Source organism: Ferrimicrobium sp. (genome assembly GCA_022690815.1).
Classification (GTDB): Bacteria; Actinomycetota; Acidimicrobiia; order Acidimicrobiales; family Acidimicrobiaceae; genus Ferrimicrobium.
The window spans coordinates 1-14542 of sequence record JALCZJ010000045.1 but is presented as its reverse complement, the minus strand read 5'-3'; the positions used below and the strand labels follow the sequence as shown (position 1 = coordinate 14542).

The following is a 14542-nucleotide window of genomic DNA, read 5'->3' as shown; positions in this document are numbered from 1 at the left end:
CAATTGGATGCTATGGCTGCCGCGCACGGCAGGACTCCAGGCATACCACGACAACGCAAGTTGGAGGTGGTCAAGCATCGACTTGGGCTCGTTCTGTCCCTGTGGAGAGGGCAGAACACTCACAGGCGGCTGGAGAGCGACAACACAAGAGGTGCAGATAAATGTAGATGTATCTTGGAGCGGCGACCAATAGTGTGATCGAGGGCTCGACGGCAGGGAGAGGCCCAAGCCAAGGCTCCTTGGTGTCATCACGGTCGATCGGCGAGCACCGCAACCGAAGTGATGCTAAAGAGTGCACCCTCGGTATTCGCCCAAGCCAGCCAGCCTTCGGCGATCTCGTCGAGTTCGTGGGTGTCGGCGAGGCCCAAGCGAAGCGCTTCGGTGGCATAGGTAGATTGGCGCACGCGCCCGGCCCAGGAGCGAGCCCACCACTGGCGCTCCTGAGCGGTCGCGTAGGTCCAGTTGATGGTGTGCACGGTGTAACTGGTGAGACCACAGCTGCTCGCGAGTGCGGGCAGCTGGCGGCCGATGTTCGGGTTGACGTGATTGTCGGCGGCTATCGCTTGGTAGATTGCCATCCACTGGGTGAGTGCTGGTGTGTTCGGCCACCACAACATCCTGTCATAGTCGGCGTCGGCAAAGGCGATCTGTCGGCGGGCAACCCTCCACATCTCTGCAATGGCTTGTGCCGGGTCACGTAGGTGTTGGAGCACCTGATGGGCATGGACGATATCGAAGCTACGATCGCTAAAGGGCAACGCGTATGCGTCGCCGACGACACCGATGACCCCATCACCAGCCTTGGTGGCATCCGCGATGATCGGCGCCGTGCGATCGAGGGCGACGACATAGCCGCTGCTTGCATGGTGGGCAAAGTCCTTTGTGATGGTTCCCGGTCCCGCACCGACGTCGAGGATCCAGTCATCGGCGCGAAGGCGCGGAAGCAGGTAGCCTGCTGAGTTCGCGGCACTTCGCCATCGATGGGAGGCGAGGACGCTCTCATCATGACCATGGATATAGGTCTCGGCCATGGGCCTCCCTTCTGGTGAGGTTATAGCTGTCCGACACTGACAGCCCGAATTGGCAAGCCCAAGCTCGCAGTTTGCATCAGACAAACGGAATCAGGCAAGTGGTATCTAGCAAACTGGAATTGACGATTCGAATATTCAACGTCTGGATGCTTCGCGATGTTACTGGCCAAGGATGCGGTCTCGCTACCCATGCTAATGGTAGTAGTTCGACCAGTTGGCGACCGAAGGGTTGGTGGCACCAGCAGGGCCAGCTCCAAAGAGCTTCAAAATATTGCCGGTCATGATCCTCACCAGATGGCTCGGGCAAGAGCTAGTGGTTGTGCAGGGTTGCATGGCGGCGATCCAGTTGTTGGTCCCACTCTCAAAGATTCCGGCCTCGCTGGTACGGTTGGTGACATAGGTTGTATCGGCATACATCTTATGATTGTCGAACCCGATGACCACGGGTGAATGGCTGAGGATCTGTACCCCGGGAGGGTTGGGTCTGCTGGGATCATAGCCATCAAAATCGTACTTCAACAGCCCAGGGATCGTCGCACCGTTGACAAGCCCAGTCCTCGCAAAGAGCCAGGATTTGGCATCGGTCACCACCAGTGGGAAGCTCTGGTTGTTGTTGTAGCCGATGTAGGTGTTGCCGATGAGCTGGGCGGCCGGCAGATTGGCGGGAGGCTGGCCCCACCAGTTTTGGGTGACACGTGCGTTGTCAACGCCATAAAGAGGATCGGCTTGGGGATCGCGATAGTTCACGACCTCTAGGTTGGGCCCAAGCGGCGAGGCCTGAAGGCGCACTTTGCGTAGGATAGGACTGGCGCCAAAGAAGACAAGGTTGACTCCGTGGTTGGCGGCGGTGACGGCGTTGGCTCGCATCCGCGTCGACCACTCTTCATCGTGACCGAGTGATAGGAGGGCCTTGTGCTTGGTCAAAAGATTTCCGTGGACGGTAAGTGTGATGTTGGTCCAGTAGGTCACGTTGAGTCCGTGTTTTTCCATGTAGCGAACCAACGGGTACTCATTGGTAAGGAAGTTGGCAGCTCCGTTGCCGTATCCGTACGGGCGGTCGAACGAGAGTACCCGTGATCGATTGGGAGGAGGATAGCCTGGCTCCGGTGTCGCTCCCTGGTAGAGGTCGTAGCCACCGAAGGGATTGAAGGCCTGCCAGGTGAAGTTGGCGTTCATGACGACGTAGGTAGCCGTCGAGTTTGGGTCCCAAACCGTGAGTGGAATGTAGCTCTGCTGACCGTTGGAGCCGACGAGCTTGAGGAGATAGTCGCCTTGGACGAAGGCTTTGGTGATGGGGAACGAAGTGCTCATTGACCAGTCACATTGCACCATGTACAGTGGTGCACTGGCGTTGCAACTGGGTTGGACGACGCCGGTCAGTCGGCGAGAGGTCCAGACCAAGCGGGCCCCAAGTCCTTGGTAGTAGCCCATTCGGAAGGCCTCAATCGTAAACGTTGGCGCCTGCGTTGAGACGTAGACGTCAACGGTTTGACCGAGGCGCGCCTGGGGGCGATTGGTATAGCCCATGATTCCATCCGGGGTCTGTGTTCCGGTGATCCTCCAGGCTGAGGTTCCAGGTAACTTGTTCTGGTCGATCACCCACCGGGCCTCAACACCGTCCGGTCCATTGAAGGTGGCTGCCAGCGAATGGGTGTGTGATCGATGGTGCAACGAGGCGGCCCGGCTTTTGGCGGGGCCCCGAGTCAAGTGTTGAGACCCTGTCAGTGCCAGCGATGCTCCCACCACGATGATCACGAGGACCACGATGCCAGCCAGGAGTCTGCGTCGACCAACGCTGCTCTTCGTTCTCTGATGCCTAGCCTTCAATTGGTCTCCATTCATCAATGTCGTAGCCGTGTGTCGCCCCTGGATAGCCGCGCTGGCGACCGATCAACGTCTTCATGTTGTCGAGGGTGATCTGGCGTGAGCCCCGATCTGGTTGGGGCTGGCTAGTTAACGAGGTGTCGGTGACGTTACGTGTCCTTGATGAGGGGGACAAAGGTTGCGGTGATCCGCTTGAGGCGCTGAGAACGCGTCTTGTGGTGTCGATGGTTCGCTGGCAACGCACCATTGTTGAACTCTGTGACCTATCGCACGTCCGGTGATCAGAAAAGTGGCGCGATGTGAGCAACCATGTACGGCTGCGGTTCTGTTGTAAAGGGGCGCTATGGCCCATTACGACCTGTGATTCGGTGTTAGCGGGCATCTGCACTAGCAAGCCTGGTGATGTGAAGCATGGGTGCCACCTTCCTCCATTGGCGTGTCGTAATGGGCGGTCATTGACCGGCGCTCACCGCCTTCGTCGCTGACCCCAGCGGGCTATCGCAATCACCTTACTATGGCCCTCGCCTGATCGTAGACAAATATGACACCGCATGGCTCGATCGTCCTCATCGTGCGTTGAGATGGCCAGGGTTCTTAGTCATGCCGGTTGTTGACTGCTCAAAAGTGGACCGCTGAAGTTGGCGGCGGTTGGGCGATATTGGGGCGTGCCTACCGATGCTGGTTCGGTGTTGTCCGGGTTGTTCCAGGCGTTGCATCCAGCCAGGCTCCACATTGACGGCATGTTGATCGTGTCCAAACACGATAGTGCGCTCACTATCGGGGCGTGCCATTGGTGGCAAGCGTGCGGTTGTCGGCTCAAAGGAGCCTGGCTGAAGGTAACCACGGGGGTTGGTGTGATGACCGGAGCGGATGCGTGTGACCAGAGGGCTATCGCCGATTGGCAAAGCGCCCAAGGAGCGGGACTGCAAAGGTTACTCGGTAGCGTCCGGGTTGAAGGTCACGGCCTTTGCGTTAGCGAGTTTCGATAATGCCGTCAGGTAACCGGTTGGGTCGTCGCGCTCCGATTGCGAGTTAGCGCTTTCAGTCGAAGAAGCGATGACGCTAACGGTGGTATTCGAGCTCACGGGCGTCTCGGTGGCCTGCGTTCTTGCAGCTTGGGTGCTCGTGGAGTTGCGTCGTGACTGGGTGGCATGGGAGGCGCGCCGGTGCATGAACAGCAAGAGTGCCGCGACAACGACCACGATGGCGACGACGCCATAGCCTGCGTCGGAGACGGTATGGACCATGTGTTGCCAGGCAGACCCAACCGAGTAACCCAACAGGGTCAAGCCACCATCCCAGACGAGGGAGCCGAGCAGGGTCAAGACGCCGAAGGCGATGGGAGGAACCTCCGCCAGTCCGGCGGCCAAGGCGACGAAGTTGCGCACGACTGGCAGGAGACGGCTCGCGAAGACGCCCCAACGAGGATGGCGTTCGTACCACGCCTGGAGGCGATCGAGTTGTTCGTGATCGACACGGATGTAACGCCCGTAGCGAAGCACCAACGCTCGTCCACCCGTGATGCCAAAGGCCCAGGCGATGTAGGCGCCGATGAGCTCACCGATCGCTCCAACGATGATCACTTCGATGATGTTAAAGTGCCCTGTATAGGCCAAGAAGCCAGCAAAGCCAAAAGTGAGCTCAGATGAGGTGGGAACGCAGGCTGACTGGGCAATAGAAAGGAGAAAGATTGCCAGGTAGCCCCATGTCGAAATGAGGTGCTCCATAATGTCATTTAGGATAGCGTCGTCGCTTGGTCGGCGCTGTCGTTTCATCGTGTTTGGCTCGAGCTCATCTGATGGTAGGCATCGACTTGCTGTGCCGCTGAGCCATAGCCTCTGTGTCAGCGACGCAGATCCTTGTTGCCCGCTGCGTCGGTTGGGGTGGCGAGTGAATGCGAGTCGCCGCACGTGCCCACAAGTGCCGATTGCGCTATCCGTAAGGGGTGCGGCGAGATCGGCGAGCGATTGATACGCCTTTGTCGCCTGGTTAGATCGTCGTGGAGGAGCTCGGCTGTGTCAGTTACGTTGATCCAGTCTTGCGATGGCTACGGTATGAGGTGGGATTGTTGACGAATAGGCTGGTGGCGTAGGAATAATAGTTGGCGAGTGTCGGTAGTAGTTGACTGGTTTAGGGCCGCTTTGACACTGTGTTGTGGATGGGATGCCGGTGGCCGATTCCCTGGAGCGATATCGAGCGTCCCTGTTAGGCGTAACGGTCGGTGGCTGCTCGGGTCGGCACGACTAATACGGTACAGCTAATGAAGTGATGAGTGCTCGTGATAAAGATGGGTACGCATGGACAAGATAAAACAGTGTGGATCTCATGGCGTTTGAGATCCGAAGATGATCGGAGGTACCTCGCATGGTTTGTGTGCTGGTGAGTTCGGGACAGTTGCCAAAGCGTCGGGCCGGCGTACATGAGGGGTATCTCAATGCGCTATCGCGGCTTGGAGCCTACGCAGTGATGGCCCCGGGCCAGATAGGTGATCTCGCAGACTCGGAGGTCAAGTCCATCGCCAAGGAGCTCATTGGCTCTACGGATGCGCTGATGCTGACCGGTGGTGGTGATGTTGACCCCCAGCGCTATGGGCAGTCGGTAAGTTCTGACAGGGTCTATGGCATCGAGGCAAACCGCGATCGGGTTGAACTCGCCTTGCTGGATGAAGCGTTGCGCCAAGAGCGCAAGGTATTAGCTATCTGCCGGGGCATTCAATTGGTAAACGTCTATTTTGGTGGAACGCTTATCCAGGACCTAGAGACGAGCGGTAAGAGCAAGCATTCGTTGACGGAGCAGGAATACGAGTACGCGCACGAGATCACGATCTCCCAAGACTCCGAGCTTGCGCAACTCCTGCCAGGGGTGACGCAAGTGAACTCGCTGCACCATCAGGCAGTCGATGTGCCGGGTGGCGACCTCGTGGTGACCGCGGTCTCCAATGATGGTGTCGTGGAAGCAATGGAACGTTCTGGTTTGATTGCCGTGCAGTGGCATCCCGAGCGACTGATCGACTTCGATCCCATTCAGATGAATCTGTTTGCGTGGCTCGTCGGCTAGCACCGACGGAACCGTGCTGATGGTCCAATCGTGCGGATCTGCGACCGGGGAGGGCTAGGACTGTCGGGTCAGTCGAGGATGGCGAAGTTCTCACAGCTATGGGCCTAGAGCGCGGCTAGAACCTGTAGACTGACCTAAGCCTGTTCGATTGTCGAACGGTTTCTGCCCATTCGGGCATGAAGGATGTGGAGTTTCTACGCACGTGGGAGTTCCGCGTGTTTGTAGAGGAGACTTCATTGTCGAATATATTCGATACCTTGGGCGTCGACGCCCAAATTCAAGAGCGCCTGGCCGCAATCGGTATTACTGAGCCGACGGCTGTCCAGTCCCAGGCGATCCCAGCATCGCTTGCTGGCCATGATCTGATTGCGCAAGCCCCCACCGGCTCTGGCAAGACGTTTGCATTCGGGGTGCCGTTGGTCTCGTTGCTCGAGGGCGTGCGTGGGCGCAGCGCTGGGCCACTCGGCCTCATTCTTGTTCCCACACGCGAGCTTGCTCAGCAGGTGCAGAAAGCGCTTGTAAGCCTCGCGCCACGCGATTTCTGGGTCATGGCCGTCTATGGCGGAACACCCTATGGAAAGCAGATTGCTCAGCTCAAGCGTGGGATCGATGTGCTGGTTGCCACACCTGGTCGGTTAATGGATCTCGTTGATCGTCGTGCGGTGTCGCTCGATGCCGTGACCCACGTAGTCCTCGACGAGGTTGACCGCATGGCTGACATGGGCTTTGGCCCGGTGGTAGCTGAGATTTTGGGGTCGTTGACCTCCCGTCGCCAAACAGCGTTCTTCTCCGCTACACTTGACGCTCCGGTACGCTCCCTAGTGCAGCGCTACCTTAGCGATCCGACGTTTATCACCATTGAAGCGGACGAGCCAAAGCTTGAGCACCGGTTTGTTCCCGCGAGTCGATATGAGAAGGCTGGGCTTGTCTCTGACTATGCCCTTGGACATGGACCGACCATCGTGTTTTGCAACACCCGTGATCAGGTGGATCGCCTCGATGACGAGCTCGCAGATCTCGGCATGGAGGCCTCTGCGGTTCACGGAGGATTGTCACAGCGTCAGCGCGATGCTGCCCTTCGCCGCTTCTTGACCAAGCGCACCCAGGTGCTGATTGCCACCGACGTTGCCGCCCGCGGTATCCATGTTGATGAGGTGGCCTTAGTACTTCACTACGATCTTCCGAATAACTTCACAGATTACCTGCATCGTTCGGGAAGGACTGGTCGCGCTGGCAACACCGGTGTGGTCATCTCACTCGTCTCGGATCGTGATCGATCCAAGGCACGTTCGATCGAACACCAGCTTCAGACCGGTGAGCCGTCAAGAGATCGTGGCTCCTACGGTGCAGGTCGTGGTGGCGGTGGTGGCGCACGTCGGCCACGGCGCCCAGCACAGCAACAGTACTCGCGGAGGTCTCGCTAGTTCCGCACCCGGTAGATTGGAGTGACGATGGTGCTTGCAGCAGTGTTCTTCGATGTCGATGGGACGATGGCCGAGACAGAACGTCAAGGTCATCGTGTAGCCTACAACGCTGCGTTTGCAGAGCTCGGGTACCCGGTACATTGGGATCCCGAGCTCTATGGCGAGCTTCTTGCTGTCATGGGTGGCAAGGAGCGGATTCGTCACTACTGGGGTGAACATCCAGAGTTAGGGGCGATAAGCAATGGTGAGGTCGAACGGATTCACGCCGTGAAGGCTGGTCACTTTAGCGATCTTATCGATCAAGGTGCTATTGGGCTTCGTGTTGGGGTCCGACGTTTGTTGGACGAGCTTGGCGCTCGCAACATTCCGATCTCGATAGCCTCCACGATTACCATCGAGGGACTCGATGCGCTACTCAGTCGTAACCTCGGTGCCGATTGGCGAAAGCGCTTTGCGTTTCTTGGCATCGGTGACGTTGTTCCGGTTAAGAAGCCTGATCCGGCTGTCTATCGCTGGTTGCTCCAACAACACGGGGTCGAGGCTCACTCGGTCGTTACACTCGAGGATACTCGTGCGGGATTGCTGGCCAGTGTTGGTGCGGGGATTCCGACGTTGGTCACACCAAGTGAGTACACCCAGGATCAAGACTTCTCAGAGGCAGCATGTGTGGCCACGAGTCTCGGTGATCCGGGACAACCGGCCCAGTGGAGATTGGCGTCGGGAGTCGAAGGTACTGGCCTCATTGACGTCGGATTTCTGGAAAAGCTTAGCCAAGGGTAACACCATTCGCTAGGCTGGGCTGATGTGGACTGGGCGCTTTTTGTTGCGGTTTTTCTCGCCAGCGCTGTTGAAGCTGTCGAGGCGTTGACCATTGTTCTGGCAGTTGGGTTGACCCGTGGATGGGGGATTGCGCTTCGCGGGGCCCTGCTTGGCTTAGTGTTGCTCGTCATTATCGTGGGGGTACTTGGCACCGCCATCGTCCATTATGTACCGTTGTCGGTGCTGCGTACGGTGGTTGGCGGGGTGCTCTTGATCTTTGGATTGCAGTGGCTTCGCAAGGCCGTGCTGCGGGCGGCTGGACTCAAGGCCATGCATGATGAGGCAGTCATATTCGAACGAGAGGTGACGTCCTTGCGCAGTCCTGAGACGGTCCTTGCGGATCGCCAGGGGTTCCTGGTTGCCTTTAAAGGGGTAATTCTTGAAGGGCTCGAGGTTGCCGTCATCGTCATCTCGCTTGGTTCGAGCGCTCATGCGCTAGGGCAAGCGTCGTTGGCAGCGGTCGCCGCAGTGGTCATCGTCGCCGGATCGGGAGTGTTGTTGTCCCGTGCGCTTACGGAGGTGCCCGAAAACAAGCTCAAGATGGTTGTCGGGGTGATGCTGACGAGTTTTGGTACGTTTTGGATGAGTGAAGGTCTCGGCCTCCATTGGCCCGGCGGAACTATTTTCTTGGTGGCCATCATCGGCTGGTTTGCCGGTGCTGCTCTCGGGCTGGTGGCCATTGGCCGGCATCGCGCCAGTATACGAGAGCTCTAGTGCGGGTCCACATGAGCGCTGCGGTGGTGCGCTGATGCGTCTGATCGTGGCTCCGTTCGTTTTCCTTTGGAACTTTATCGTTGGCGACCAGCCATGGATTGCACTTGGTGTTGTCATGGTCGCAGTACTCGCAGCCGTACTTGCCGGGTTCTCCGGTGGTTGGCTGTTGGTACTTATGGCCGTGACCCTTATCTTGGTAGCTTCGCTTCGAACGGCTTTTGGTTTCGGAGGGCGATCGAGTGGTTCGTCACCACCATGAGCATGCAACGCGTGAAAGCGGCCGCGTTGCAGCTCGAGGCGCGTAGCAAGGCTGGACGCTTCACAACGGACGTCGCCAAGGCCACAGCCCACAACCGAATGACGTTGGCATCAGCGGGTCTGGCTTTCCATGGGTTTCTTGCGATCTTCCCGGCGTTGATCGCTGGCGTTGGGCTCGCGCGACTCGTTGGCCTTAGCCCTCGGGCCCTCACCACCGTGGTGCATGATCTTGGAGTCTTGTTACCACACTCGGTTGCCTCGATTCTGGTTGACGCACTCCAGAGTACTGGATCGCGACGGGCTGATCTCATCGCAGTTGTCGTCGGCCTCTTGGTGGCGATCTGGTCGTCGATCGAGGCGATTTCGGCCCTCCAGCAGGCGCTTGATGTCGCCTTTGATGTCCCAAAGCCGCACGGCTTTCTCGTGCGTCGGCTTCGTGCGATACCGCTGCTGGGTGTGACGGTCATATTGGCCGGTGCGGCGGTCGCGTTGCTGGTGTTCGGTCCAGCCATTGAACGTCTCATCGCCGTCCATCTTCCCGTTGGTTTGCATGGAATCCTGGATGTGTCGAGTTGGGCGGTCCGGATCGTTGGCGCCTTGATTGCGATCACCTTGTTGCTCTCGCTCTATTATGGGTCGGCAACAGGTAGGTCCTGGAGGGACTGGCGAGCGCTGTCTCCCGGTGGCGCGCTGGCGACTCTTGGCTGGGTGGTCGCGTCACTTGGCTACTCCGTGTACCTCACCCATTCAGCCGGAGAGTCGGTGACCTATGGCCCTCTTGCCGGGGTTGCAGTCCTCCTCCTATGGCTTTATCTGACCTTTGTGATGATTCTTCTTGGAGCCGAAATAGACCATGCGCTCGATAACCTCCACGATTCGTAGCTGTCTGTCAGGTAGTGTGGTCGGTGATTGTCGAAATGATATGCAAACGAGATCGTCTCTGTTAACAGAGGAGCCAGATGTCATTGATTGGCTAGCAGTACTACTGCGACCATAGGGCAGCGTGGTTGGTCGTGTTCATCGGTTCTCTGGGCCGAAGTTTTGCTGCGCAGGTTCGAACGTAGATAACGACGGACAAGGGGGTAACGTGTGAGAGAGTCCGGCCTAGGCGCGTACGGCGGCGACAGCTATTAACCACAGCGAAGGAGATATCACAGGTCTCGCTTGCACGACCCCTGAATTTGTCTGCGAGTCGAGTCGAAGTGGTCGTTAACTAGCTGGTCTCCGCCTTCATCAGTGCCCAAGACCTTTCGCGAGCGCAGCGCAACTGAGGAGGTCGAGTCTGTGGAATCTGCACGAAGGTTGTCTGAGCCTCCAAGGAAAATCTTCGAGGGGCGCTCGAAGATTCCTTCTGGACGCTGCGGGTAGGCCAATGGTTCGAGCTGCCCAGATCAGCAGAGTCATGTGTCCGGTTGCGTGATCGGTTTCAGTCGAGGTTCATCCGACTCCGAACGACTATCTACGCTGATAGCGACGCTGGCCAATGTGTGCCTCTATCAGAATTGGGGTATCTTACGGTAGGCTAGAGTAGAGCAACCTATCGCATGAGTCCGCTCCACCGTTGCGTGCTCGTGTGGGCCTTACTCTGCCAAGGCAACTGGCCCTGGTGTGCAAACTTCTCGAACCGGTTGACTTGAAGTTACCCTACGAATGGGCTAGTCTACCCACATCATTGTCAATGGAGTCAAGTATTTTCAGGTCCAAACGTTGGAACAACCGAGTTCCCCCACCTCTCGTAACGGGGTCGCCTATGTCGGCGGCGCAGGTGATGGGTACTATTGGATTATCGGAAGTTGACAACATAAAGGTCAATTGCAATATCTAAGAAAGCTGCAATTACCTTCTGAAGGTGACAATTGACCAAGAACCCAAGTCGCGATACACGTCGGTCACGCTCGCGGGTAGTTGTCCTTGTTATGGGCACGTGCCTAATCGTGGGGGCACTGGCAGCTTGCGTCGGATTTACCAATGACGCGGTTCGACCACGAGCAGTTACCCGTAGCCACCGTGCGTCGAGCGACGTCTCGCCGACGCAGCCAGCCTCTTCGGTCCCGGGTGGTGAGGTCGGGGCTGCAGTCCAGGAGGCCGAGGCGAAGTTGCCGTCACAATGAGCCGATGTCACCCTTGTAACTGACCAAGGGATCAGCGTCAGCGACGGGAAATACACGGAATCCGCATCAGGTATTGGTGAGATGATGCGTAACTTCGAGGTACACAGTCTGGTTAGTCACTTTGGTCAAGAGCTAAAGACCTTGCCGTCAATGAGCGTATCGACGATTGAGACGACTGCCATTAAGTCAATCGAAAAGTCTTCAAGGTCCTATACATTACAGGCCGTTGCCAATGCTACGCTTAATGTGATGCTTCTGCAGTACGCGGCGACGACTAATCAATTGGTACTGTATTCCACCGCGCTCCAACAGGCACAAAGAAAACTACAGCGGTTACTTGGCAGCGGGTTCACCATCGCTGGCACTTCCTAGTGGTCAAACAGCGAAGCATAGCTTCATCTCTCGGGGAGCTGTCGAGGCTCTTCGCGATGGGCTAACAACCACAGAGAAGGGAAAATAAGATCGCCAAATACCTGTACGAGCCAAAGGGTTCTATCCATGACCAACATGTTGCTCCGGCTGCTTGGATTACGAAACATCTTGACAGTCTGCACCCGGTTGTAGTTGATAGTTTCGTTCCAATTGTACAGCTACCGAATGATCTCTCTTTTTTGTGTAGAGAGGTAGCATGGTTATTTATGCAGCTCTCTGGACATTTATAGCGATGTCGTAATCCTCATGATGCTAGCTTGTGGACCGTTTGGTGTTAAGTGATACTATGAACGGGTGGGTGTATCCAGATGAATGTCAATAGAGTCATTGTTTGTTGATTGGCAGGAGCTACGCGCCGCAAACGGTAATATTTATGTGCACCTTAAATGGAACGGCCCGAAGCACCGTGTTAAAGGCGGCGAGATTATCTGATGGCGCGACAACCTCAGGGATATCGTCTAGAAGATTAGGGGGGTTGTCCTCGTTCCATCGAGGCGAACATGGCGATACCTCCTTAACTGTTCTCATAACTTCGGAGCAACGACTCGCGTAATTCTGGACCTAAGGATTGCTGATCTGTGGACTAGGAGTCCGCGAAACTCTGGATCGTAGATTCTTCCAACTTCGAAACCTTGGTCTGGCTCTTTGTCGGATCACGGCCTACTGAGCTTTAGGAAACATGCTGTGATTTGGTTGCCCTGCCTGGACCGTTGTCGAACCCTGACGCCGATTGGGTGCGGGGTTCTCATACGGATACTTTGGTGGGCGCTAAGGGACTCGAACCCCTGACCTGCTGGTTGTAAGCCAGCCGCTCTAACCAACTGAGCTAAGCGCCCGCTAACGTCGTCTCATTCTACTGGTAGTTGCCCGGTTGGTCCGGCTGGCCGCCAAGTGCCTTGAGGATCTGACTGTTGCAGGCCGCAATCACCGTTCTGCGCTCACGGTCGAGTGTCGGTCGGGTGAGATCGGCTCCGTTGACGCGCACGACACCCCCTGCCTCTGTGAGAATCAACGCGGCGGCGAGGTAGTCCCAAACCGCGAGCCCGTCGGAGCAGTCGATGAAGCCGTCACCGCTGCCTTTGGATACCAGGCATATCTCGAGTGCAGCGGAGCCGAGTGCGCGCATCTGGGCCCAGCCGAGATGGTGTCGAGGGTAGCCATTGACGAAGACAACCGACCGTGCAAGTGAGACGGCTGAGGATGGGGCTATGGCTTTGCCGTTAAAGGCGGCACCCTGTCCTCGAACTGCCGTAAAAACTCCTTGGCCCCCTGATAGACGAACCACCGCGGCACTCGGGGTTCCAGATTGCAGAAGGCAGATGGCGCTCGTCCACAGCGGGATGTCGCGCGAGGCATTCGTTGAGCCGTCGATTGGATCCAGAACCGCGGTGATCGGAGACGCCTGGTCGAGCAGGCCAGACTCCTCTGAAAAGACGTTGACGCCCGCGTCGATCAAGATATGCAGGGCGGCATTGTCGGCGACCACATCACCGAAGTGTTGCCCGCGTAGTGCACCGGTCGCTGACCAGTCCGATGCTGCATTTACCGTGGATAGACAGGCCTCGGTTACACGTAGGCCAATGTCCAACTGTTGTTCTTGATTCCACTCCAAGGCCCCCATCCTACCAAGACTTTCCGTTGACCTCCAGTTAGCGGGATGGGTGTACAGAGAAGAAGCTCGACCAGTGCGCCACGGCTGGGAAGACGGCCCAGGCAAGCAGGACACCAATCACGATTGCTAAAATGATGCTGATCAGTCGGCCTTGTCGTCCGATTAGAGAGTGGTACCGCGTATATCTAAGGTCGTAGCCTGAGGTGCCGAAGGCTCTGCGGACATAGGCAAGTACGTGGAATACCATGAGCGCAAACCAGGCGACAAAGTCATCCCGATGGATGTTGAGCCAGAAGGCAGCGGTTGGCGTGTCTGGCCGTGCGTATACCAAGATGATGCCACTTGCCATCAGCACCACGGTGGTGATCACCAGGAGTGGCCCGATCACGCGAAGCAGAAGTTCAGGAGGGCCAGCATGCTTGAAGTCCGGGGCCCCCAGGTAGTACATCGCGAAACGGTAAGTGGCGACGATGATCTTGTAGGCCATGATCGGGAGGAGGATCATGCCCAGTACCACGTGAATCGATATCATCTGCCCGATGAAGACAATGGTTACACCCTCGATGGCGAGGCCGATGAAGAGGACTGAGCCCAGAAGAGCAAGGAGTCTGGCCACTGCCCGGACCCGACGAGACGAGGAGAGCTCCTCGGCCGGAACGGTCTCGGTGAAGACCGTATCAAAGACACGCTGCAGCAATGAAACCCTACCTTGATCCGCTTATACCGGTGACCGTCACTTGCAGCCGAAACTACTTCCACCATTGTACCGATGCAGGTTCAGCGAAGGGTCCCGTGTTCACTTGGACATAGTGGCTGAGAGGGTCTCGCTTCTTACAGGTGTCTTAGGGATGTGCAACAAAGGGGGCGGAATCAACTCCCGGCCTAGGTTACTTGGCGATACCTTCGTGCTGGAACCCCATCCGCGAAGCAAGTTCTCCCACGCCTCCCTCTTCGTTGGAGGCAACCAACGTTGTCCCCATCGCCAAGATGGCTGCATGGGCATTCTCGACGGTGAATGGATGTCCGACGGAGCGTAGCATCGGTAGGTCGTTGAGGTGATCACCTACGGCGACACAGTCTTCGAGTGCAATGCCAAGAATCTCAGCAGCCAAGCCAACGCCGAAACCTTTGTGCACTCCTTTGGGTAGGATCTCAACCCAGTCGGTAGATCCACTAATGAGCTGCACGCCTGTAAGTAGCCCATGGAGGGTCTCGATGAGCTCTTCAGCATGGGCATCGCGATGTCGACAGATCAGACGG

Annotated in this window: 13 protein-coding genes and 1 tRNA gene; 7 read left to right on the top strand and 7 right to left on the bottom strand. The window is 57.2% G+C overall.

What is annotated here, in order from left to right:
- Positions 1 to 248 precede the first annotated feature (248 nt).
- Positions 249 to 1031: a methyltransferase domain-containing protein gene (locus MP439_10580; protein ID MCI2976499.1), complete on the bottom strand. Its 783-nt coding sequence runs from the start codon at positions 1029 to 1031 to the stop codon at positions 249 to 251.
- 192 nt (positions 1032 to 1223) lie between these two features.
- A complete protein-coding gene (locus tag MP439_10575; protein ID MCI2976498.1) occupies positions 1224 to 2858 on the bottom strand; it encodes a hypothetical protein in 1635 nt (544 codons plus the stop codon).
- Positions 2859 to 2998: 140 nt separating this feature from the next.
- On the opposite strand from MP439_10575, the gene MP439_10570 reads away from it, so the two are divergent.
- Positions 2999 to 3136 carry a hypothetical protein gene (locus MP439_10570; protein MCI2976497.1) on the top strand — a complete coding sequence of 46 codons (138 nt, stop codon included), beginning with the start codon at positions 2999 to 3001 and terminating at the stop codon, positions 3134 to 3136.
- Between the two features lie 651 nt (positions 3137 to 3787).
- Here MP439_10570 and MP439_10565 read toward each other — a convergent pair.
- Positions 3788 to 4630 carry a DedA family protein gene (locus tag MP439_10565; protein MCI2976496.1) on the bottom strand — a complete coding sequence of 281 codons (843 nt, stop codon included), beginning with the start codon at positions 4628 to 4630 and terminating at the stop codon, positions 3788 to 3790.
- Between the two features lie 604 nt (positions 4631 to 5234).
- Between MP439_10565 and MP439_10560 the strand changes: the two genes are divergently transcribed.
- The 6 genes from MP439_10560 (at position 5235) to MP439_10535 (ending at position 10009) form a co-directional block, all read left to right on the top strand.
- Positions 5235 to 5912 carry a gamma-glutamyl-gamma-aminobutyrate hydrolase family protein gene (locus MP439_10560; protein MCI2976495.1) on the top strand — a complete coding sequence of 226 codons (678 nt, stop codon included), beginning with the start codon at positions 5235 to 5237 and terminating at the stop codon, positions 5910 to 5912.
- A 185-nt stretch (positions 5913 to 6097) separates the two neighbouring features.
- Positions 6098 to 7336, top strand: a complete 1239-nt coding sequence (locus tag MP439_10555; protein ID MCI2976494.1) for a DEAD/DEAH box helicase — start codon at positions 6098 to 6100, stop codon at positions 7334 to 7336.
- A gap of 27 nt (positions 7337 to 7363) precedes the next feature.
- Positions 7364 to 8116, top strand: coding sequence for an HAD hydrolase-like protein (locus tag MP439_10550; GenBank protein ID MCI2976493.1), 753 nt, complete (start codon positions 7364 to 7366; stop codon positions 8114 to 8116).
- A gap of 24 nt (positions 8117 to 8140) precedes the next feature.
- Positions 8141 to 8869, top strand: coding sequence for a hypothetical protein (locus MP439_10545; GenBank protein MCI2976492.1), 729 nt, complete (start codon positions 8141 to 8143; stop codon positions 8867 to 8869).
- A 34-nt stretch (positions 8870 to 8903) separates the two neighbouring features.
- The gene (locus MP439_10540; protein ID MCI2976491.1) at positions 8904 to 9128 is read left to right on the top strand and encodes a hypothetical protein; all 225 of its coding nucleotides are present in this window, start codon (positions 8904 to 8906) and stop codon (positions 9126 to 9128) included.
- Positions 9125 to 10009 (top strand): YihY/virulence factor BrkB family protein, encoded by an 885-nt coding sequence (locus MP439_10535; GenBank protein ID MCI2976490.1) that lies wholly within the window; start codon positions 9125 to 9127, stop codon positions 10007 to 10009. The genes MP439_10540 and MP439_10535 overlap by 4 nt, the downstream gene beginning before the upstream one ends.
- Before the next feature lie 2420 nt (positions 10010 to 12429).
- Here MP439_10535 and MP439_10530 read toward each other — a convergent pair.
- The 4 genes from MP439_10530 to MP439_10515 form a co-directional block, all read right to left on the bottom strand.
- Positions 12430 to 12506: transfer RNA gene (locus MP439_10530), tRNA-Val, on the bottom strand.
- Positions 12507 to 12523: 17 nt separating this feature from the next.
- A complete protein-coding gene (locus tag MP439_10525) occupies positions 12524 to 13282 on the bottom strand; it encodes an inositol monophosphatase (protein MCI2976489.1) in 759 nt (252 codons plus the stop codon).
- A 37-nt stretch (positions 13283 to 13319) separates the two neighbouring features.
- Positions 13320 to 13979, bottom strand: a complete 660-nt coding sequence (locus tag MP439_10520; GenBank protein MCI2976488.1) for a hypothetical protein — start codon at positions 13977 to 13979, stop codon at positions 13320 to 13322.
- A gap of 190 nt (positions 13980 to 14169) precedes the next feature.
- The coding region (locus MP439_10515; protein ID MCI2976487.1) for an HAD hydrolase family protein at positions 14170 to 14542 on the bottom strand (373 nt) is incomplete at its 5' end.